At 67.8% G+C, this 18,374-nt stretch carries 16 protein-coding genes; 12 read left to right on the top strand and 4 right to left on the bottom strand.

The window, feature by feature from the left end; translation table 11 throughout:
• Positions 1–84 precede the first annotated feature (84 nt).
• The 4 genes from OXM58_10510 to OXM58_10495 all read left to right on the top strand — a co-directional run bounded on the left by OXM58_10510 (position 85) and on the right by OXM58_10495 (position 3,501).
• Positions 85–372, top strand: a complete 288-nt coding sequence (locus OXM58_10510; GenBank protein MDE0148793.1) for a type II toxin-antitoxin system RelE/ParE family toxin — start codon at positions 85–87, stop codon at positions 370–372.
• 6 nt (positions 373–378) lie between these two features.
• Positions 379–657, top strand: coding sequence for a putative addiction module antidote protein (locus tag OXM58_10505; GenBank protein ID MDE0148792.1), 279 nt, complete (start codon positions 379–381; stop codon positions 655–657).
• 100 nt (positions 658–757) lie between these two features.
• Positions 758–2,122 (top strand): MFS transporter, encoded by a 1,365-nt coding sequence (locus OXM58_10500; protein MDE0148791.1) that lies wholly within the window; start codon positions 758–760, stop codon positions 2,120–2,122.
• Entirely contained in the window at positions 2,119–3,501 is a 1,383-nt protein-coding gene (locus tag OXM58_10495; protein ID MDE0148790.1) for an MFS transporter, read from the top strand. Before OXM58_10500 ends, OXM58_10495 begins: the two co-directional genes overlap by 4 nt.
• A gap of 9 nt (positions 3,502–3,510) precedes the next feature.
• Here the strand turns inward: OXM58_10495 and OXM58_10490 are convergent, their stop codons facing one another.
• The gene (locus OXM58_10490) at positions 3,511–4,245 is read right to left on the bottom strand and encodes a peptidase (GenBank protein ID MDE0148789.1); all 735 of its coding nucleotides are present in this window, start codon (positions 4,243–4,245) and stop codon (positions 3,511–3,513) included.
• A gap of 542 nt (positions 4,246–4,787) precedes the next feature.
• Here OXM58_10490 and OXM58_10485 point away from each other — a divergent pair.
• Positions 4,788–5,810 carry an alpha/beta hydrolase gene (locus tag OXM58_10485; protein ID MDE0148788.1) on the top strand — a complete coding sequence of 341 codons (1,023 nt, stop codon included), beginning with the start codon at positions 4,788–4,790 and terminating at the stop codon, positions 5,808–5,810.
• A gap of 231 nt (positions 5,811–6,041) precedes the next feature.
• On the opposite strand, the gene OXM58_10480 is transcribed toward OXM58_10485, so the two are convergent.
• The gene (locus OXM58_10480) at positions 6,042–6,740 is read right to left on the bottom strand and encodes a nitroreductase family protein (GenBank protein ID MDE0148787.1); all 699 of its coding nucleotides are present in this window, start codon (positions 6,738–6,740) and stop codon (positions 6,042–6,044) included.
• A gap of 23 nt (positions 6,741–6,763) precedes the next feature.
• Complete coding sequence (locus tag OXM58_10475) at positions 6,764–7,630, bottom strand: transglutaminase family protein (GenBank protein ID MDE0148786.1); 867 nt, start codon at positions 7,628–7,630, stop codon at positions 6,764–6,766.
• Between the two features lie 203 nt (positions 7,631–7,833).
• Between OXM58_10475 and OXM58_10470 the strand changes: the two genes are divergently transcribed.
• The 3 genes from OXM58_10470 to glcF all read left to right on the top strand — a co-directional run bounded on the left by OXM58_10470 (position 7,834) and on the right by glcF (position 12,106).
• Positions 7,834–9,315 (top strand): FAD-binding protein, encoded by a 1,482-nt coding sequence (locus OXM58_10470; GenBank protein ID MDE0148785.1) that lies wholly within the window; start codon positions 7,834–7,836, stop codon positions 9,313–9,315.
• Positions 9,316–9,600: 285 nt separating this feature from the next.
• Entirely contained in the window at positions 9,601–10,812 is a 1,212-nt protein-coding gene (glcE, locus tag OXM58_10465; GenBank protein MDE0148784.1) for a glycolate oxidase subunit GlcE, read from the top strand.
• Between the two features lie 4 nt (positions 10,813–10,816).
• Positions 10,817–12,106, top strand: coding sequence for a glycolate oxidase subunit GlcF (gene glcF / locus OXM58_10460; protein ID MDE0148783.1), 1,290 nt, complete (start codon positions 10,817–10,819; stop codon positions 12,104–12,106).
• A gap of 21 nt (positions 12,107–12,127) precedes the next feature.
• On the opposite strand, the gene OXM58_10455 is transcribed toward glcF, so the two are convergent.
• Positions 12,128–12,454 (bottom strand): YnfA family protein, encoded by a 327-nt coding sequence (locus OXM58_10455; GenBank protein MDE0148782.1) that lies wholly within the window; start codon positions 12,452–12,454, stop codon positions 12,128–12,130.
• Between the two features lie 346 nt (positions 12,455–12,800).
• On the opposite strand from OXM58_10455, the gene OXM58_10450 reads away from it, so the two are divergent.
• The 4 genes from OXM58_10450 (at position 12,801) to OXM58_10435 (ending at position 18,353) form a co-directional block, all read left to right on the top strand.
• Positions 12,801–14,456: a BCCT family transporter gene (locus OXM58_10450; GenBank protein ID MDE0148781.1), complete on the top strand. Its 1,656-nt coding sequence runs from the start codon at positions 12,801–12,803 to the stop codon at positions 14,454–14,456.
• Positions 14,457–14,564: 108 nt separating this feature from the next.
• Positions 14,565–16,307, top strand: a complete 1,743-nt coding sequence (locus OXM58_10445) for a chloride channel protein (protein ID MDE0148780.1) — start codon at positions 14,565–14,567, stop codon at positions 16,305–16,307.
• Between the two features lie 26 nt (positions 16,308–16,333).
• Positions 16,334–17,473 (top strand): ABC transporter substrate-binding protein, encoded by a 1,140-nt coding sequence (locus OXM58_10440; GenBank protein MDE0148779.1) that lies wholly within the window; start codon positions 16,334–16,336, stop codon positions 17,471–17,473.
• Between the two features lie 79 nt (positions 17,474–17,552).
• The gene (locus tag OXM58_10435) at positions 17,553–18,353 is read left to right on the top strand and encodes a glutathione S-transferase family protein (protein ID MDE0148778.1); all 801 of its coding nucleotides are present in this window, start codon (positions 17,553–17,555) and stop codon (positions 18,351–18,353) included.
• The last annotated feature ends 21 nt before the right edge of the window (positions 18,354–18,374 follow it).

The raw sequence follows: 18,374 nt of genomic DNA, 5'->3' as shown, positions 1-18,374 counted from the left end.
CCGTGCGGCACTGGGCACACCCTCCCCATGCGCCCGTCCTTACGTTGGATTTGACATGCTGTCTTATTTAAGGGACAATTGGGTGTGGAAGTCGTCTACACGGAAACGTTCGGGAATTGGCTGCGCGGGCTTCGCGATCCACGGGCGAAAGCCGCAATCGTCTCCCGGATCGAACGAATTGAGGACGGCAACTTCGGCGACCGTAAGTCGGTCGGTGGCCGCGTAAGCGAACTCCGGATCGACATCGGAAAGGGCTACCGTGTCTATTACACGATTCGGCGACGGACGGTGGTCGTTCTGCTATGCGGCGGCGACAAGTCGAATCAGCAACGCGATGTGCGCCGTGCGCACCGGATCGCCGGCCAACTCTAGGGAAGCATGATGGAACTGAGGAAATTCGACCCGATTGACTTTCTCGACAGCGACGAGGCGCTGGTCGAATATCTGAACGTCGCGCTGGAAGAAAACGATCCGAAGTACTTCGCCAAGGCGCTCGGCAACGTCGCGCGGGCGAAGGGGATGACCTCGGTATCCGAAGCGACCGGGCTGGGCCGGCAAGCGCTCTATCGCTCGCTTTCCGGCGACGGCAATCCGCGCCTCGACACGCTGTTCAAGGTTCTCGACATGCTGGAAATGCGGCTTGCCGTGACCCGCTAGCGACCGGAGCCTGTCGCGCCGACCCGCGCGGCGCAAAGCACATCCGCCCCATGCGCCGGGCAGCCTCGCCAAGCCGGGGCAACGGCGATATAGCAGCGCCATGATCCGGCCCGCCGATCCCGACAGTCCGCTGTCGCCGCTTGCGCGCCTGCCCTTCTATTACGGCTGGGTCGTGCTCGGCGTCGCCTTTGCGACCATGGCGATCGGCGCCAACGTCCGGGTCGCCTTCTCGCTGCTCTTTCCGCCGATCCTCGAGGAATACGGCTGGTCGCGCGGCACGACGGCGGCGGTTTTCTCTGCCGGTTTCCTGATCTCCCTGTTCTTCTCGCCCTTCGCCGGCGTGTTGATCGATCGCTTCGGTGTCGGCCGGATCGTGGCGGTCGGCGCAATACTTTCCGCCGGCGGACTGGCGCTTTCGACCGGCGTCGGCTCGGTGGCGGAACTCGCCGCCACCATGGGCTGCATGACGATCGGCGGCAGCGTCATGTTCGCCTACGTCACCCACAGCTATTTCCTGCCCTACTGGTTCGTGCGCCGGCGCGGGATGGCGATCGGGCTCGCCTTTACCGGCGTCGGCATCGGCGCGATTCTGCTGTTCCCCTGGCTGCAGGGCATCATCGGCGCCGACGGCTGGCGCCGCGCCTGCTATGCCCTGGCGCTGCTGATGGTCGGGCTGGTCCTGCCGCTCAACCTGTTGCTGCAGCGGCGCCACCCGCACGATATCGGCCTGGAGCCGGACGGCGACAACCGGCCCGGCCGCGCCCCGCGCAAGCCCGCGGCCGACGCCGTCGTCGATCCGGACTGGGCGCACCGGGAATGGACCTTCCGGACCGCCGCGCGCACCGGCCGCTTCTGGTGGCTGCACCTCAGCTATATGGCGGGCATGTATGCCTGGTATGCCGTGCTGGTCCACCAGACCAAGTTCCTGATCGACATCGGCGTATCGGCCGAAACCGCGGCGTTTGCGCTGGGGCTGGTCGGCCTGACCGGCGTGGCGAGCCAGATCGGCATCGGCATGCTTTCGGACCGGATCGGCCGGGAATGGGGCTGGAGCATCGCCTTCGCCGGGTTCACCGCCTGCTACGCCATCCTGCTGATCCTGCCCCACTATCCGGCGCTCTGGCTGGTCTATGTCATGGTCGTCGTGCAGGGCCTGATCGGTTACGGCGCCTCGGCGGTGTATCCGACGGTCCCGGCCGAACTGTTCCACAGCCCGAAATACGGCCAGATCTTCGGTATCTACGGTGCGACCAGCGGCTTCGGCGCCGCCGTCGGCCCCTGGGCGACCGGCGAGTTGTACGATCTGACGGGAGGCTACGAGACCGGTTTCGCCGTCGGCGCCGCAGCCGGTGTGCTCTCGATCGGCGCCATGTGGATGGCCGCGCCGCGCAAGGTCCGCCTCGTCGCCGGCCAGGCGAAGAAGCGCGCCGGGAGGCTGAAAGTGCAGGCGGCGGTCGCGGAATGACCGCCGACGCGAACGAAACGCCCGGAGGGTCTCCCGCCGGCCGGCCCGGCCTATTGGCCCGGCTGCCCTTCTATTACGGCTGGATCGTCGTAGCGGTTGCCTTCGTGACGCTCGGCGTCGGCGTGAACGTGCGGACCGCGTTTTCGCTGCTCTACCCGCCGATCCTCGACGAATTCGGCTGGCCGCGCGCCGATACCGCGGCGATCTTCTCGGTCGGTTTCGCAACCTCGATGCTGATCACGCCTTTCATCGGCGTCGCGGTCAATCGCCTGGGGCCGGGCGTCGTCATGGCGACGGGCTCGGTCCTGGTCGGCGGCGGCCTCGTCCTCGCCACGTTCGCGGGCGGGCAGAGCCTGATCTTCCTGAGCCTGGGCTGCGCCGTCGTCGGCGGCGCGATCATCCTCGGCTACACCGGCCACGCCTATCTGATGCCGTTCTGGTTCGTGCGGCGGCGCGGCCTGGCGACCGGCCTGGCCTTTTCCGGCGCCGGGGTCGGCTCGATCCTGCTGTTTCCCTGGTGGCAGGACATCATCCGCGAGGATGGCTGGCGCGAGGCCTGCCTGACCATGGCGCTGATCCTGTTCGTGCTCGTTTTGCCGCTCAACCTGCTGTTGCAGCGCCGCCGTCCGGAGGACATGGGCCTGCGGCCGGACGGCGAGCGGGCGGCGCAGACGGCGTCGGGGGAACCGGCCGGCAGCGCTTCGGAAAAATCCGCCGCCGTTCCCGACACGGTGGTGGATGCCGAATGGGCGGCGCGCGACTGGTCGCTCCGCGAAGCCATGTTGACGGCGCGGTTCTGGTGGCTCGGCCTCGGCCTCTTCTTCGGCATGTATGTCTGGTACGCGGTGCAGGTCCACCAGACGCAGTATCTCGGCGAGATCGGCTTTTCGGCGACCGCCGCCGCCTTCGCGCTCGGGCTGGTCGGCCTGTTCGGCGTCGTCGGCCAGATCGGCATGGGCGGGCTGAGCGACCGGATCGGCCGGGAATGGGCCTGGACGCTCTCCACCCTCGGATTCGCCGTCTGCTACGCCCTGCTGATCCTGATGCGCGAGAATCCCAGCCAGCTCCTGCTCTGGCTCATGGTTGCCGGGCAGGGCGCGCTCGGCTACGGCCTGGCGTCTGTCTTCGGCGCGATCCTGGCCGAGGTGTTCCAGTGCCGCCGCTTCGGCCAGATCTTCGGCGCCTTCGGCATGATCATCTCGCTCGGCGCCGCCTGCGGCCCATGGCTCACCGGCGAACTCTACGACCGGACGGGCAGCTACGACCTGGCCTGGTGGGCCGCGCTCGGCGCCTGTGCGCTCTCGATCCTGGGCATGTGGATGGGCGCGCCGCGTAAGGTGCGGCTGGTTTCGGGGATCGCAAAGCGGCGGGCGGCCTGACGGCCCAGGCTAAATCGGCCAGTCGGGGTCCTCGACGCTGAGGAAAGCGCGGTTGAGGGACTCGCTCCATTTCGCGCTGAGCGCGGAAAAATAGGGGTCGTCGGCCTCGAGGCTGGCGCGGTGGCCGATTTCGAACGTATCGGTACGGTAGAGCAGCACGTCGATCGGCGGCCCGACCGACATGTTGGAGCGCATGGTCGAATCGAAGGAGACCAGGGCGCATTTCGCGGCGTCGATCAGGGACGTTTCGGGCCGGATCACCCGGTCGAGCACCGGCTTGCCGTATTTCACCTCGCCGGCCTGGAAATAGAGCGTTTCCGCGGTCGCCTCGACGAAGTTTCCCGCCGTGTAGATCTGGTAGAGCCGGGTCCGTCCGCCGCGCACCTGGCCGCCGAAAATGATCGTGGCGTCGCTGTCCACCCCGGCCGCCCGGATCGCCGGGCCGTCGCGATCCTGAACGTCGCGCATGACGCCGCCGACGATCCGCGCGGCGGCGAACATCGAGTCGGCCGCCATCAGGTCCTGTCCGGCATCGGCCGCGCCGAACTGCCGTGACAGGATGCTCACGACCGACTGGGTGACCGAAAGATTGCCTGAGGTCAGCAGCACGAACAGCCGATCGCCCGGCCGGTCGAACGCGAACATCTTGCGGAAGGTCGAAACCCGGTCGACGCCCGCGTTGGTCCGCGAATCCGAGGCGAGGACGAGGCCCTCGTTCACTTTGATTCCGACACAATAGGTCATGGACGTTCCGGCGCGGCGAGGAGGGCAATATAGGTATCTCCGGCCGGAATTGGGAACCGGCCCGTCTAACGCGCCTTGCCAAACGGCGGCACGCCCGCCTTTCGGGACGGGGCGGAAGGCACGATTCCTGCCACCGGCTCGGGGCAGGCTTTTCCGGATCGCTCCTCCGTCTTACCGCGGGATTCCGCCGCCAGAGGGCGGCGGGCGCTTGCAGCAAATCAAAATAGGAAAATGTTAAAAATTTATTTATTTTTCCCTTGATATTCCGGAATCGTATTCTATATTCCTTGATCGGGTCTCGTCCGCGCGGCCCGGCCGGGCAGCCGGAGACGAAAAAACACTATATAAAGACCGGTCTGTCTATTTCAATGGCTTGCCCGCCCGATCCGCTCGAACCCTTGCTCAGCCTTGCGAATCGGCTCCGCTCCGCTGCCCGCGGCCCTCATGACCGGTCTGACCGGTCGCAACGCCGACGGGACAATGCCTTTACCGGCGTCGACGATCATTCTAGCGTTCGGGGCGGACAATGCAGGGGGGTTGCCATGAAACGAATGACTGCAATGCTCGCCGCCGCGGCGTTTGCCGCAGCCCTTGCCCTGCCCGCGCAGGCCGAACGGCTCCGCGGACTGGTGCCCTCGACAGTGACGTCGCCCGACGGCCTGTCGATTGCTGTCGTCGAAAGCGGCGAAACGACCGGACGCCCGGTCCTGTTCGTTCACGGCTTTTCCCAGAGCGCCGCCGCCTGGCGCCGCCAGATGCTGAGCGATCTCGGCGACAAATACCGGCTGATCGCGTTCGACATGCGCGGCCACGGCTATTCTTCCAAGCCCGCCGATCCCAAACACTACATCGACAGCAAGCTGTGGGCCGGCGATATCGCCGCCGTCATCGCCGCCAAGGGTCTCAAGGACGTTGTCCTCGTCGGCTGGTCCTACGCCGGGCTGCCCCTGCTCGACTATGTGCGCGAGCACGGCCAGGGCAAGCTCTCGGCCATGGTGTTCGTCGCGACCGGCTACAATCTCGATCTCAGGCCACCGGACAAGGGCGGGCCGGAACTCGTGCTGGGGCCGGGCGTGATCGAGAATACCGGGCCGATGGCCGGCATCCCCGCCGGTCCGCCGGGCGCCGATCTCGACGGCTGCGGCAAAGCCAAGACCTGCGGCGCCTATGCGCGCCAGCTTGCGGGGACGAAGCGGTTCCTCGACATGGTGCCGGGCAAGCCGCTGCCGGCGGCCGCGGCGGCGGAGGCGCTGGCCTACAACATGCAGACGCCGCCCTACGTCCGGCGCGCGATGGTCATCGACCGCTTCGTCAAGGGCGGGCCGCTCGACCATTCGCCGACGCTCAAGACGGTCAAGGTGCCGGTACTGTTCATTCACGGGAGCAAGGACCGGCACGTTCTGCCGCGCTCGACCGAGATCATGAAAGGGCTGGTGGACGGCGCCCGAACTGACGGGGCCGGAAAATCCACCCGCATCGTCTATGACGGCATCGGCCACGCCCCCTTCATCGAGGACGCCAAGCGCTTCAACGCCGACTTGGAGAAGTTCCTTTCGGGGTTGTAGGGACCGTACCTCCCGCTCTTCCGAGGGCGAGACCCGAACTTGAATCGGGATGGGGGTGGCGCGTCGCAAGACGCGCAGCACCGCGAGGCGCCACGCTTCGGCTTTGAACGGCGCCCCCATTCTCCTTCGCTGCGCTCAGGGACCGGGGTGGCCCCGGTCTGTCGGACAGCCTGACGGCTTTCTCAAGGTGTGTTCCTGTTGAGGTTCACGGCCGCCACAGCCGGTTCGGGGCTATCGGGCGTCGAATACAGTCAGGATTTCATCCAGGGGTTTCTTGATCTTGGCGACGCGGGGCACGGTGGCGTTCCCGGCGGGATGGCCGACGGCAACGATCATCGTCGGTTTTTCGCTCGGCGGCCGGCCGAGCATCCCGTTCAGGAAATTCATCGGGTTGGGCGTATGGGTCAGGGCCGTCAGGCCCGCATGATGAAGCGCGGCAATCAGGAAGCCCGTCGCGATACCGACGCTCTCCGGCACATAGTAGTTCTTGAATTTCGTTCCGTCGTCGAAGGTACCCCAGCGCTGGGCGAAGACCACGATCAGCCACGGCGCGATATCCAGATGGGGCTTTTCCGGTCCGGTGCCGATGGGCTCGAGCGCTTTCAGCCATTCGTCGCCCGCAGCGCCGGCGTAGAAGTGCCGTTCTTCCGTTTCCGCGGCTAATCGAATGCGATGCTTGGCTTGGGGATCGGAAATCGCTGCGAAATGCCAGGGCTGGTGATTTGCGCCGCTCGGCGCGGTGCCGGCCGTGCGTACGCATTCCTCGATCACTTGGCGCGGCACCGCCCGCCCGGAGAAATCGCGAACCGAGTGTCGTTTTTTCATGCGCCGGTAAAACCCGGCGGCCTCGTCGAGCATCTCGGAATCGTCAAGCTCGATTCGGTCGGGAAGGGTGACCGGTTCGTATTTCAGATTCTCTTTCGCAAACATCGCCGTTTCCTTTGCAAACCCTTCTACGGTTCCTGCCGCTCCCGGCCGGTCGCCGGATCGTCCTCGCGAAACAGGCGGATTTCGGTCTCCATGCGCTCGGTGCCGCCGCCGGTGCGTACGCCGCGCAACGGGCAGGCGGTGGCATAGTCGAAGCCGACGGCGACCCGGACATAGGCGTCGGTCGCGCAGACGCCGTTGGCCGGATCGAAGGAGACCCAGCCCAGCCCCTCGACCCGGCATTCCGCCCAGGCGTGGCTGGCGCTGAAGGCCTCTTCCATAGGGCCGCCGGCCTCTTCCATAGGGCCGCCGGTCCACAGATAGCCGCTGACATAGCGCGCCGGGATGCCGAGCCGGCGCGCCGCGGCGATCAGGATGTGGGCATGGTCCTGGCACACGCCGCGCCGGTTGGCGAAGGCTTCGGCGGCCGTGGTCAGCACGGTCGTCGCGCCTTCGACATAGGCGACGTCGGCATGGATCGCCGACATCAGGCCGTGCAGGCCGTTCAGCCGGTCCTTCTCGCAGGCGGCGCGCCATCCGTCCGCCCAGGCGGCGAGCGCCTGATCGGCTCTGGCGTAGCCGCTGCTGCGCAGATAGGCGGCTTCGGGCAGCGCATCGGCCGGCGACGGCGGCAGGACCCCTGCGGTGTCCCGGGTATCGACGGTTCCGGCGACGCCGATTTTCAACATTGCGGCCGGTCGTTCGACGTTGAGCGTGTGGCAGCGGTTGCCGAACATGTCGGTCCAGGGTTCGAGCGCGCCGGGTGCGGAGATCCGCCAGTCCTCGACCGTCTGTCCCGGCCCGGAGAGCGGCGTCAGCCGGAGGCGTTGCGTGCAGCGCTGCGGCGGCCAGTCGTAGGAATAGGCTGTCGCGCTCTCGATCCGCAGACGCATGGACGGATTCCCGGCTCGTTCCGACGGTATCGGGTCAGGTTCGCCGTCGCCGGCGCTGGGCCGGCCGGGTAAAGATCGACGGTCGGCAGTCCAATACATCAACTAATCCGCACCGAGGCAAGGCGGCCGCGCGGCTTCCCGCGTGCCGGCCCGTGGCGCTATGCAACCGGACGGCGGGGGAGTAAAACCGGACCATGCTCACAATGCCGGAACCCGACCGCGGAGTGCTCGACCGGCGCGCGGAGATCGTCGCCGCCCTGCGCGCCATCGTGCCGGGCGAAGGCGTGATCGACGACGAGACCGGCCGGCGGCCCTACGAGTGCGACGGGCTCACCGCCTATCGCCAGCTGCCGATGGTCGTCGTGCTGCCGGAAACGGTGGAGCAGGTTTCGGCCGTGCTGCGCTATTGCCACGCGGAGGGCATCCGGGTCGTGCCGCGCGGCGCGGGGACCTCGCTTTCGGGCGGCGCGCTGCCGCTGGAGGACGGCGTGCTGCTCGGCCTCGGCAAGTTCAGCCGGATCCTCGACATCGACTACGCCAACCGCTGTGCCGTCGTGCAGCCGGGCGTCACAAACCTGGCGATCACCCAGGCGGTGCAGCAGGACGGCTTCTACTACGCGCCCGATCCGTCGTCCCAGATCGCCTGCACCATCGGCGGCAACGTGGCGGAGAATTCCGGCGGCGTGCATTGCCTGAAATACGGGCTGACGACCAACAACGTCCTCGGCGTCCAGATGGCGCTGATGGACGGCACGCTGATCCGCCTCGGCGGCAAGCAGCTCGACGCGGCGGGCTACGACCTGCTCGGCCTCACCGTCGGCTCCGAGGGGCTGCTCGGCGTCGTCACCGAGGTCACGGTGCGGCTGCTCAAGGCGCCGGAGACCATGCGCGCGCTGCTGATCGGCTTCCCGTCCAGCGCGGCGGCCGGGGCGACGGTCGGCGCGATCATCGGCTCGGGCATCGTGCCGGCCGGGATCGAGATGATGGACCGGCCGGCGATCCACGCCGCGGAGGAATTCGTCCGGGCCGGCTATCCGCTGGATGTCGAGGCATTGCTCATCGTCGAACTGGACGGGCCGGCCGCCGAGGTCGACCATCTGATCGAGCGGGTCGACGGGCTGGCGCGCGGACAGGGCGCGACGGAGATCCGCGTCAGCCGGACCGAGGAGGAGCGGGTCGCCTTCTGGGCCGGGCGCAAGAACGCGTTCCCGGCGGTCGGCCGCATCTCGCCGGACTATTACTGCATGGACGGCACGATCCCGCGCGCCCGCCTGCCCGAGGTGCTGGACCGGATGAAGGAGATGTCGGCGCATTACGGCCTGCGCGTCGCCAATGTCTTCCATGCCGGCGACGGCAACCTGCATCCGCTGATCCTCTACGACGCCAACGTGCCCGGCGAGCTGGAGCGCGCCGAGGAGTTCGGCGTGGATATCCTGAAGCTGTGCGTCGAGGTCGGCGGCGTGTTGACCGGCGAGCACGGCGTCGGCGTCGAGAAGCGCGACCTGATGGGCGAGATGTTCAGCGAGGACGATCTCAAGCAGCAGCAGCGCGTCAAGTGCGCCTTCGACCCGGAGCAGCTGCTCAACCCCGGCAAGGTCTTCCCGACCCTGCACCGCTGCGCCGAACTCGGCCGGGTCCACATCCACCGCGGCCAGACGCGATTTCTCGATCTGCCGAGGTTCTAGTCCGGGATCTCCGGCAGGGCCGGAACGTCGAGGCTTGTAATTTGGATAACTTCTCAACTGACAGGCGGTCGAACAATTTCTTCCCCCTCTTCAGAGGGGGAAGTGGCCGAGCGTAGCGAGGTCGATGGGGGTGCCGTGTCGAATCTGCAAGAAGCGCCTTGCGGCGCTGCGCGTCTGGCGACGCGCCACCCCCACCTGGCCTCCCCCTCTGAAGAGGGGGAGGAATCGGGACGTGGCTTCTCGCTGTTCGATCATGGTGTCTGAGGAACTCTTGGACAGGCTGCCGTGACCGAGAGCCTCGCTCCCAAATCCCATGACGACGTTCTCGATGCCATCCGCTGGGCGGTCGCAGAGGAAGCGCCGGTGGAGATCGTCGGGGGCGGAACCAAGCGGGGCTGGGGCAGGCCGCCGGCGACCAACCATGTGCTCGACCTGTCGGCGCTCGCCGGCATCCGGCTCTATGAACCGGAAGAACTGATCCTTCAGGCCTCGGCCGCGACGCCACTTGCCGAAGTCGAGGCGCTGCTGGCGGAGAACGGCCAGCAACTCGCCTTCGAGCCGCCGGACCTCGGCCCGCTGTTCGGCGGTCCGGCGGGCCGGCAGACGCTGGGCGGCGCCATCGTCGCGAATCTGGCCGGGCCGCGGCGCATCAAGGCCGGTGCGGCGCGCGACCATTTTCTCGGCTTCGCCGGGGTGAGCGGCCGGGGCGAGACCTTCAAGTCCGGCGGCCGGGTGATGAAGAACGTCACCGGCTACGACCTGTGCAAGCTGATGGCCGGCTCGTTCGGTACACTGGCCGTGCTGAGCGAAGTGACCGTAAAGGTGCTGCCCGCGGGCGAGAAGACCCGCACGGTGCTGGTCTACGGCCTCGACGATGGGCGGTCCGCAGAAGCCATGGCGGCGGCGCTCAATTCGTCCCACGAAGTCTCCGGCGCGGCCCATCTGCCCGCCGGCATCGCAGCGCAATCGGCGGTCGGCTATGTGCGCGAGCCCGGAACGGCGGCCACGGCGGTGCGGGTCGAGGGGCCGGGGCCGTCGGTCGAGCACCGCTGCGCCGCCCTGCGCGATCTGCTCGCGGAATGGGGCGCGACCGAGGAACTGCACGGCCGCAACTCCGCCGCCCTGTGGGCCGAAGTGCGCGATGTCTCCTTCTTTGCCGGGGATCAGACGAAGGCGGTCTGGCGCCTGTCCGCCCCGCCGGCCGCGCCGGCCGGATTCCTGAACGGTCTCGCCGAAAACCTCGATGCGGACTGGTTCGCCGACTGGGGCGGCGGCATGGTCTGGCTCTCCGTGCCGCCCACCGAAGCCGCCGCGCAGGCGATCCGCGCCGCCGCCGCCGGCTGCGCCGGCCACGCCACACTGGTGCGCGGGCCCGAAGACCTGCGCAGCGCCGTCCCGGTGTTTCATCCGCAGCCTGCACCGGTCGCCGCGCTCAGCGAGCGTTTGCGCGCGCAGTTCGATCCGCATGGCGTGCTCAATCCCGGCAGGATGGGGTAGGGGCATGCAGACCAACTTCACCCTGGCGCAGCTCGCCGACCCGGCCATCGAGACCGTGAACGGTATCCTGCGTTCCTGCGTGCATTGCGGCTTCTGCACCGCAACCTGCCCGACCTACGTCCTGCTCGGCGACGAGCTCGACAGCCCGCGCGGCCGCATCTACCAGATCAAGAGCTTCCTCGAGGACGACCGGCCGCCGACCGCCGAAGAGGTCAAGCATATCGACCGTTGTCTCTCGTGCCTGAGCTGCATGACGACCTGTCCGGCCTCGGTCCACTACATGCACCTGGTCGATCACGGCCGGGCGCATATCGAGAAGACCTACCGGCGCCCGCTCCTCGACCGGCTGACGCGGCGGTTCATAAGCCTCGTGCTGCCCCGGCCCGGCCTGTTTCGCTGGATGCTGATCGCCGGGTCGCTGGCCTGGCCGTTCCGGGCGCTGATGCCGCAGCGGCTGCGGACCATGCTGAACCTGCTGCCGCCGAAGCTGCCGGCGCCCGGCTGGGCCGACCGGGCGGCGGTCTTTCCGGCTGAGCACGGGCCGGCCGGCAAGCGTGTCGCCATGCTGGCCGGCTGCGCCCAGCAGGTGCTCGGGCCGCAGGTCAACGAAGCGACGGTGCGCCTGCTCAACCGGCTCGGCGTCGAGGTCGTCGTCGCCCGCCCGGCCGGCTGCTGCGGCGCGCTGGTGCATCACATGGGCCGGACCGCGCCGAGCCACGCCCAGGCGAGGGCGATGATCGACGCCTGGATCGCCGAGGCCGACGGCGCGGGCCTGGACGCCATCGTCGTCAACGCCTCCGGCTGCGGCACGACAGTCAAGGATTACGGCCACATGTTCCGGGACGATCCGGCCTGGGCCGAGAAGGCGGCCCGGATCGCCGGTCTGGCTCAGGACATTACGGAATTTCTCGCCGGGCTGGACACGAGCGATGTCCGGACGCCGGAGACGGTGGCGGTGACCTACCATTCGGCCTGTTCGATGCAGCACGGCCAGCAGATCAAGGAACCGCCGCTCGGCTTGCTGCGCAACGCCGGGTTCACGGTGCGGGAGCCGGCGGAGGGCCATCTGTGCTGCGGCTCGGCGGGCACCTACAACATGCTGCAGCCCGAGCTCGCCGGCCGGCTCAAGGCGCGCAAGATCGCCACCCTGAAAGCGACCGCGCCCGACGTCATCGCAACCGGCAATATCGGCTGCACGATGCAGCTTGCCGGCGCCGTCGGCGTCCCGGTCGTTCATACGGTCGAACTGCTCGACTGGGCCGCCGGCGGGCCGAAGCCGGCCGCGATGAACTGACGGTCCCGCCTGCGCCGCCGCTCAGGCGCCGTGCGGCGCAAAGAGGATGATGCCGGCGCCGACCAGAACGACAGAGACGCCGATCAGGTCCCAGCGGTCCGGGGCGACGCCCTCGACCGCCCACAGCCAGAACAGCGACGCGGCGATGTAGACGCCGCCATAGGCGGCATAGGCGCGCCCCGCCGCCTGCACATGGGTGAGCGTCAGCAGCCAGGCGAACAGCGCCAGCGAGAGCAGGCCGGGCAGGACCCACCAGGCCGGCTTGTCGAGGCGAAGCCATGCCCAGAACGCAAAGCACCCTGCGATCTCGGCGAGGGCAGCGCCGATATAAACGGCGATTGTCGTCACGCTTTTCCCGTATCGCACCGCGCCGGGCCGGCACGCCTTCCGATGGCCGGAGAACCCGTCGTCCGTTTTCGCGTTTTGCCGCTATCGCTGTCAATCGGCCGTCGGTCCGCCGGTCCCGGACCCGGAGGGGCGGCCCGCATATGCGCGCCGCCGCGGGCGAGGCATCGCCTTCAGGCGCCGCTCGCGCCGTCGGCCCTTGCCGCTCCGGTATCCACGGAGGGTGTTTGCAGTTGCACGGACCGGTGGGACAAGAGCGGCCGGCTGTGCTATCGTCGCGGCGTCGGACAGGGTTCGCGGTCTTCGGGCGCCGGGCGATGTCCAGCATTTGAGACCGGAGATTCAATCGATGTCGACAAACCGAAATCTCGTCGCCGAAACCGGCATTTTCAAAGGGCTGCACAGCGGGATGGGGCTGGCGGCGAAGGGCATGGTGGTCGCCTTCGTGGTCTTCACCGCGCTCAACGTGGAGTTTGCCAACGGGATCTACTCGGCGGTCCGCGGCTGGATCGAGACAGCGCTCAACTGGTACTATGTGATTGCGCTGGTGATCCTGATGTTCGTCTGTTTCTACCTGATGCTGAGCCGGTTCGGAAAGATCAGGCTGGGCGACGACGACAGCCGGCCGGAATTTTCCAGATTCTCCTGGTTCGCAATGCTGTTCTCGGCAGGCGTCGGCATCGGCATCCTGTTCTTCGGCATCGCCGAGCCGATGTTCTATTTCGACAACACCCAGCCCTGGAAATATCCCAATAACCCGTTTGCCGACGTGGCCGGCCATACGGCGATGAACGAGCAGCGAGCGATTGCTGCGATGCGGGTGACCTATTTCCATTGGGGCTTCCACGCCTGGGCGGTCTATGTGATCGTCGGGCTGTGTCTGGCTTATTTCGGCTTCCGCAAGAAGCTGCCGCTGACCCTGCGCTCGTCGCTGCATCCGATCATCGGCGACCGGATTTACGGGCCGATCGGCCATGCCGTGGATCTGCTGGCCGTGTTCGGCACGGTGTTCGGCGTTGCTACGTCCCTGGGTCTCGGCGTCACCCAGATGGCGGCCGGTCTCAATCATCTGTTCGGGCTCGACCCGGGTCTGGTCACGCAGCTTGTCCTGATCGCGGTGATTTCCGTCGTGGCGACCCTGTCGGCGGTATCGGGCGTCGGCAATGGCATCCGGATAATCTCCGAGTGGAATATCTGGCTGAGCGCGGTGCTGCTGGCCTTCTTCCTGTTCGGCGGGCCGTTCAATTGGCTGATGGGCTTCTTCATCACGACTCTCGGCGACTATCTGTGGAACGCCATTCCAATGGGCTTCCAGATCTTCAGCGATAAAGGCGCGGCCTCCTGGCAGGGCGGCTGGACCATTTTCTACTGGGGCTGGTGGATTTCCTGGGCGCCCTTCGTCGGCATGTTCATCGCCCGGATCAGCCGGGGCCGGACGATCCGCGAATTCATGCTCGGCGTGATGTTCGTGCCGACCTCGATCTCCTTCGTATGGCTGTGCATGTTCGGCGGGACGGCGATGTGGATGGAGCTGAACGCCGCCGGCGGCGTCGGCACCGCGGGCATCGCAGACCTGGTGCGCAACTGGGATCTGCCGTCTGCGCTCTACGGCACGATCAGCCAGGTGACGGAACTCGGCTGGCTCAACTGGGCCATGGCGGCGCTCGCCACCATGCTGTTGGCAACCTGGTTCATCACCTCGTCGGATTCGGGAACGCTGGTGATTACGACCATGCTGAGCATGGGCGACGACAATCCGCCCCAGCGCTTCCGCATCGTCTGGGGCATGGGCGAGGGCTTCGTCGCCGCCGTACTGCTGGCGGCAGGCGGCCTGACGGCCCTTCAGACGGCGTCGATCGCCGCAGCGCTCCCGGTCAGCGTGATCCTGCTGCTGATGGCCTACGGCATCGTCAAGTCGCTGCACGAGGATCCGAGCGCGGTCGCCGCGCCGCCTGAGGACCGTGCGCCCGACGGGACGCGCATGGCCCAGGAACTGCACGCCTGACCCGGCGGCCCGGCGTGGCTTGGGCGGCACCGGATTCTCCGGCGCCGCCCGGCCACCGGGAACAGGACGTGCCAAACGCCGGTCAATCCGGACCGGGATGAGCGGCCGATGGGCCGGGCGGCGGTTGCGGCTCTCCGGATCGTGTCGATCGCCGCGCTCGGCGTCGTGGCCGGGACGCTGGCGTCCTTGGCCGCGATCGGGTTCGTCGAAACGGTCGCCCTGCTGAACGACTGGCTGCTCGTCTCGCCGCGCAGCCGCTTCATGGCGGGCGATCCGCTCCTGCTGATAGCCGCCACCATCTGCGTGCCGGCAGCGGGCGGGCTGATCGTCGGCGTGCTTCACCGCTACATGCCGGACCGCCGGCCGCACGGGCCGCCGGACATCATCCGCGCCGCCCATCTGCACGATGGCCGGATGCCGGCCCGCGCCGGCTTCCTCAGCGCGCTGACGAGTCTGGTTTCGCTCGGGTCAGGCGCATCGGTCGGGCAATACGGTCCGCTCGCGCATCTCGGCGCGACCCTCGGCTCCCTGGCCGCGCGGTTCGACCGGAACAGCCGGTGGATGGGCACGGCAGGCGTAGGCTGCGGCGCAGCCGCCGCGATCGCGACCGCGTTCAATGCCCCGATTGCGGGAATCATTTTCGCCCACGAGGTGATCCTGCGCCACTATTCCCTGCGCACCTTCGCGCCGATCACCGTGGCGGCGACGATCGGCTACGTCGTCGCCAACATCGTCTTCGAGCGCCCGCCGCTGTTCCAGGTGGAGGCGGTAAGCGTGAAGGCCGCGCCCGAATTCCTCGGTTTCATCCTGATCGGCGCCGTCGGCGCCTTCGTCGCCGTGCTCTATATGCGCGCGATCCTCTTCGCCGGCCGGGTCGCCCGGAGCCTGCCTCTCGCCGACTGGTCCAAGCCGATGCTGGCGGGCGCGGCCCTGGGCGTGGCCGCGATCTGGCTGCCCGACATCCTGGGCATCGGCAAGGAGACGCTGCGCTTCGCCGTCATCGACGGCGCCTTCGCCCCGGCAGAACTGGCTGCCCTGCTTGTCGCCAAGGTCGCAGCGACGGCGCTGTGCATCGGGTTCGGCTTCGCCGGCGGCGTGTTCAGCCCGGCCCTGCTGATCGGCATCCTGTTCGGCGCGCTCGCCGGCGTCGGCGCCGAACCGCTGCTCGGCGACCTGCGCTCGGACATCGCCATCTATGCGATCTGCGGCATGGTTGCCGTGACCAGCGCGGTCATCGGCGCGCCGCTCACCGCAATCCTGATCGTGTTCGAACTGACCCGCAACTACGACCTGGCGACCGCGGCCATGGTCAGCGTCGTCTTTTCGAACCTGGTCTCCTACCGGATTTTCGGGCGCTCCCTGTTCGACGTGCAGCTCCGGGCCGGGGGCTTCGACCTTGCCTCCGGCCGGGACAGGGCGATCCTCGACCTTCGCCCGATCGACGGCTATCTCAGCCAGGACTACACGGCCCTGGCGCCGGACACGCCGCCTGCCGAGGCGAAATCGCGGCTCGTGGAGGACCGCCGCCACGAGGGCTATGTCGTCGACGCCGGCGGACGCTATCTGGGCACGGTGAAGCTTGACGAACTGGTGGCGTGGGAAGATGGCGGCGGCGCGGCGTCCGGCGCTACGGTCGCGCAGCTCGCGAAGCCCGAGGCGTTGATCTTCACGGGGGGAATGTCGATCTGGGCCGCGATGGAGCAGATGGGCGATTTCGTCGGCGAGAGCATCCCGGTGCTCGAGGACGGGGAAGACGGCCGGATGCTGGGCGTGGTGTTCGAGGCGGCCATCGTCAAGGCCTGGCTGGACACGATGAACGACATGCGCCGGGAGGAGAATGCGGGGGCATGAGCGCCCGCCGCCGGCCGGGAGGAACCATGCCACTGCAACCGATCCGTTTCGCCGCCGCCGGACTCGCGGTCCTCGCGGCCGCCTTGTGGCTTGCCGTCGCCGGGCCGGGCGCCGCCGCCGACCGGGCGCTTACGGTCGCGACCTGGGGCGGCGCCTACGAACACAGCCAGAAGAAAGCCTATTTCGAGCCGTTCACCGCAAAGACGGGCATTCCCATCAGGACCGCGCGCTACAATGGCGGGCTGGCGGAGCTCCGCCGGCAGCGCCGCAGCGGCAACGTCGCCTGGGACGTCATCGACATGACGAAGGCCGATAACCGCGCGGCCTGCAAACAGGGACTGCTGGAGCCGATCGACCATTCGATTCTTCTCCCGGGCATCGACGGCACGCCCGCCCGCCGGGATTTCGTCGACGGCGCGCTGACGGAATGCGGGGTGTCGCATATCGTCTATGCGACGGTCATCGCGTACAACCGCAACGCCTTTCCGGGCGAACGCCCGAGCCGGATACGGGATTTGTTCGATATCCGGCGCTTCCCCGGCAAGCGGGCGCTGCAGAAGATTCCCGACGCGAACCTCGAATGGGCGCTCAGGTCCTACGGGGTGCCGCGCCAGGAAATCTACCCGCTGCTGAGTACGGAACGCGGCCTCCGGCTCGCCTTCGAGAAGCTCGACAGCATCCGCGACCATACGATCTGGTGGACCGACGTGGCGCGGCCGGTGGAGCTGCTTGTCTCCGGAAAGGCGGTCATCGCTTCGCAGTATAACGGCCGGCTGTTCGATGCCGCCGCGGTCAGGGGCCATCCCATCGAGATCGTCTGGGACGCGCAGGTCTCCGAACTGAGCGCGCTGGCGATTCCGAAAGGGACTCCCCGGCTGCGCGACGCCCTGCGTTTCATCCGGTTCGCCACCGGCACCCGTCCGCTTGCCGACCAGGCGAAATACATCGCCTACGGCCCGGCCCGTCGGTCGTCGATGAAACTGGTTTCCCGGCACGCCGGTACCGGCGTGGACATGCGCCCCCACCTGCCGACCGACCCGTCGAACTTCAGCACGGCGATCCTGAAGGACACCGAATGGTATGCCAGCCTCTACGACCGGATCGTGGCGCGCTTTCGTGCGTGGCTCGCCGGGTCGGGCTCGGTCCCGGCGAGGGGCGGCGGTTGACGATGGCGCGTTCCGCATTGCATGGTTTTCCGTTGCAATGAAGGCTGGCGCCGGCGGCGGCAATGGCGGGAAACCGGCGATGCTGGAACTCTATCACTTCTGGGATTCGCCCTGCTGCTTCAAGGTCCGGCTGGTCCTGGCCGAGAAGGGGCTGGACTGGTCAGAGCGCTATATCGCGACCCACCGCTTCGAGCATTTTCGGCCCGAATACCAGGCGCTCAACCGCCACAGCAAGATTCCGACCCTGGTGCATGACGGCAGGCCGGTCATCCAGTCCTCCGAGATCGCCCGCTATCTGGACGAGCGGTTCCCCGAACCCCGGCTCAGGCCCGACGATCCGGCGGCGCGCGCGACCATGCGCGAATGGATCGCCGAGGAGCAGGAATACCTGTTCCCGCTGATCGTCACCCTCAGCTTCAACCTGATGATGAAGCTGCGCAGCGCAGGCTTCGGCATGGCGCAGCTTGAGGAATGGTCGCTGCGCCACCCGGACCAGGATCGCGCCCAGGAGTATCTGCGCCGGGTTTCCGGGCCGCCGGACCGTGCCGCCGTCGACGCGGCCGCGGCCAAAATCCGCTGGCACCTGACGCATCTGGAAAAAGCGCTGGCGGCAAGCGGCGGCCCGTGGATCTGCGGGCCGGACTATTCGCTGGCCGACATCTGCGTCGCGCCGATCCTCGACCGGGTCGAGTCCCTCGACCTTGCCGGCCTGTGGGCCGACCTGCCGGCGGTCGGCGTATGGTTCGGGCGAATGAAGGAGCGGCCGGCCTTCCGGCAGGCGGCGCCGCCCTTCGAATACCGCATGTGGGGTCCGCTCAAGCCGCCGCCGGCCCGCCCGGTCGATCCGGCCGCGGCGGGCGACACCTTTCCGGCGGCCTGACGGCTACGCCCGCCGGGGCCG

The organism is Rhodospirillaceae bacterium (genome assembly GCA_028819475.1).
In the GTDB taxonomy this organism is placed as follows: Bacteria; Pseudomonadota; Alphaproteobacteria; order Bin65; family Bin65; genus Bin65.
Note: the sequence above shows the minus strand (reverse complement) of the source record. Positions and strands in the feature narration are given on the sequence as shown.

Excerpts from the sequence above, each read along its gene's own strand:
- OXM58_10505 (MDE0148792.1), top strand. The coding sequence starts at position 379 with ATGATGGAACTGAGGAAATTCGACCCGATTGACTTTCTCGACAGCGAC.
- OXM58_10500 (MDE0148791.1), top strand. The coding sequence starts at position 758 with ATGATCCGGCCCGCCGATCCCGACAGTCCGCTGTCGCCGCTTGCGCGC.
- OXM58_10495 (MDE0148790.1), top strand. The coding sequence starts at position 2,119 with ATGACCGCCGACGCGAACGAAACGCCCGGAGGGTCTCCCGCCGGCCGG.
- OXM58_10490 (MDE0148789.1), bottom strand. The coding sequence starts at position 4,245 with ATGACCTATTGTGTCGGAATCAAAGTGAACGAGGGCCTCGTCCTCGCC.
- OXM58_10485 (MDE0148788.1), top strand. The coding sequence starts at position 4,788 with ATGAAACGAATGACTGCAATGCTCGCCGCCGCGGCGTTTGCCGCAGCC.
- OXM58_10480 (MDE0148787.1), bottom strand. The coding sequence starts at position 6,740 with ATGTTTGCGAAAGAGAATCTGAAATACGAACCGGTCACCCTTCCCGAC.
- OXM58_10475 (MDE0148786.1), bottom strand. The coding sequence starts at position 7,630 with ATGCGTCTGCGGATCGAGAGCGCGACAGCCTATTCCTACGACTGGCCG.
- OXM58_10470 (MDE0148785.1), top strand. The coding sequence starts at position 7,834 with ATGCCGGAACCCGACCGCGGAGTGCTCGACCGGCGCGCGGAGATCGTC.
- glcF (MDE0148783.1), top strand. The coding sequence starts at position 10,817 with ATGCAGACCAACTTCACCCTGGCGCAGCTCGCCGACCCGGCCATCGAG.
- OXM58_10450 (MDE0148781.1), top strand. The coding sequence starts at position 12,801 with ATGTCGACAAACCGAAATCTCGTCGCCGAAACCGGCATTTTCAAAGGG.
- OXM58_10445 (MDE0148780.1), top strand. The coding sequence starts at position 14,565 with ATGGGCCGGGCGGCGGTTGCGGCTCTCCGGATCGTGTCGATCGCCGCG.
- OXM58_10440 (MDE0148779.1), top strand. The coding sequence starts at position 16,334 with ATGCCACTGCAACCGATCCGTTTCGCCGCCGCCGGACTCGCGGTCCTC.
- OXM58_10435 (MDE0148778.1), top strand. The coding sequence starts at position 17,553 with ATGCTGGAACTCTATCACTTCTGGGATTCGCCCTGCTGCTTCAAGGTC.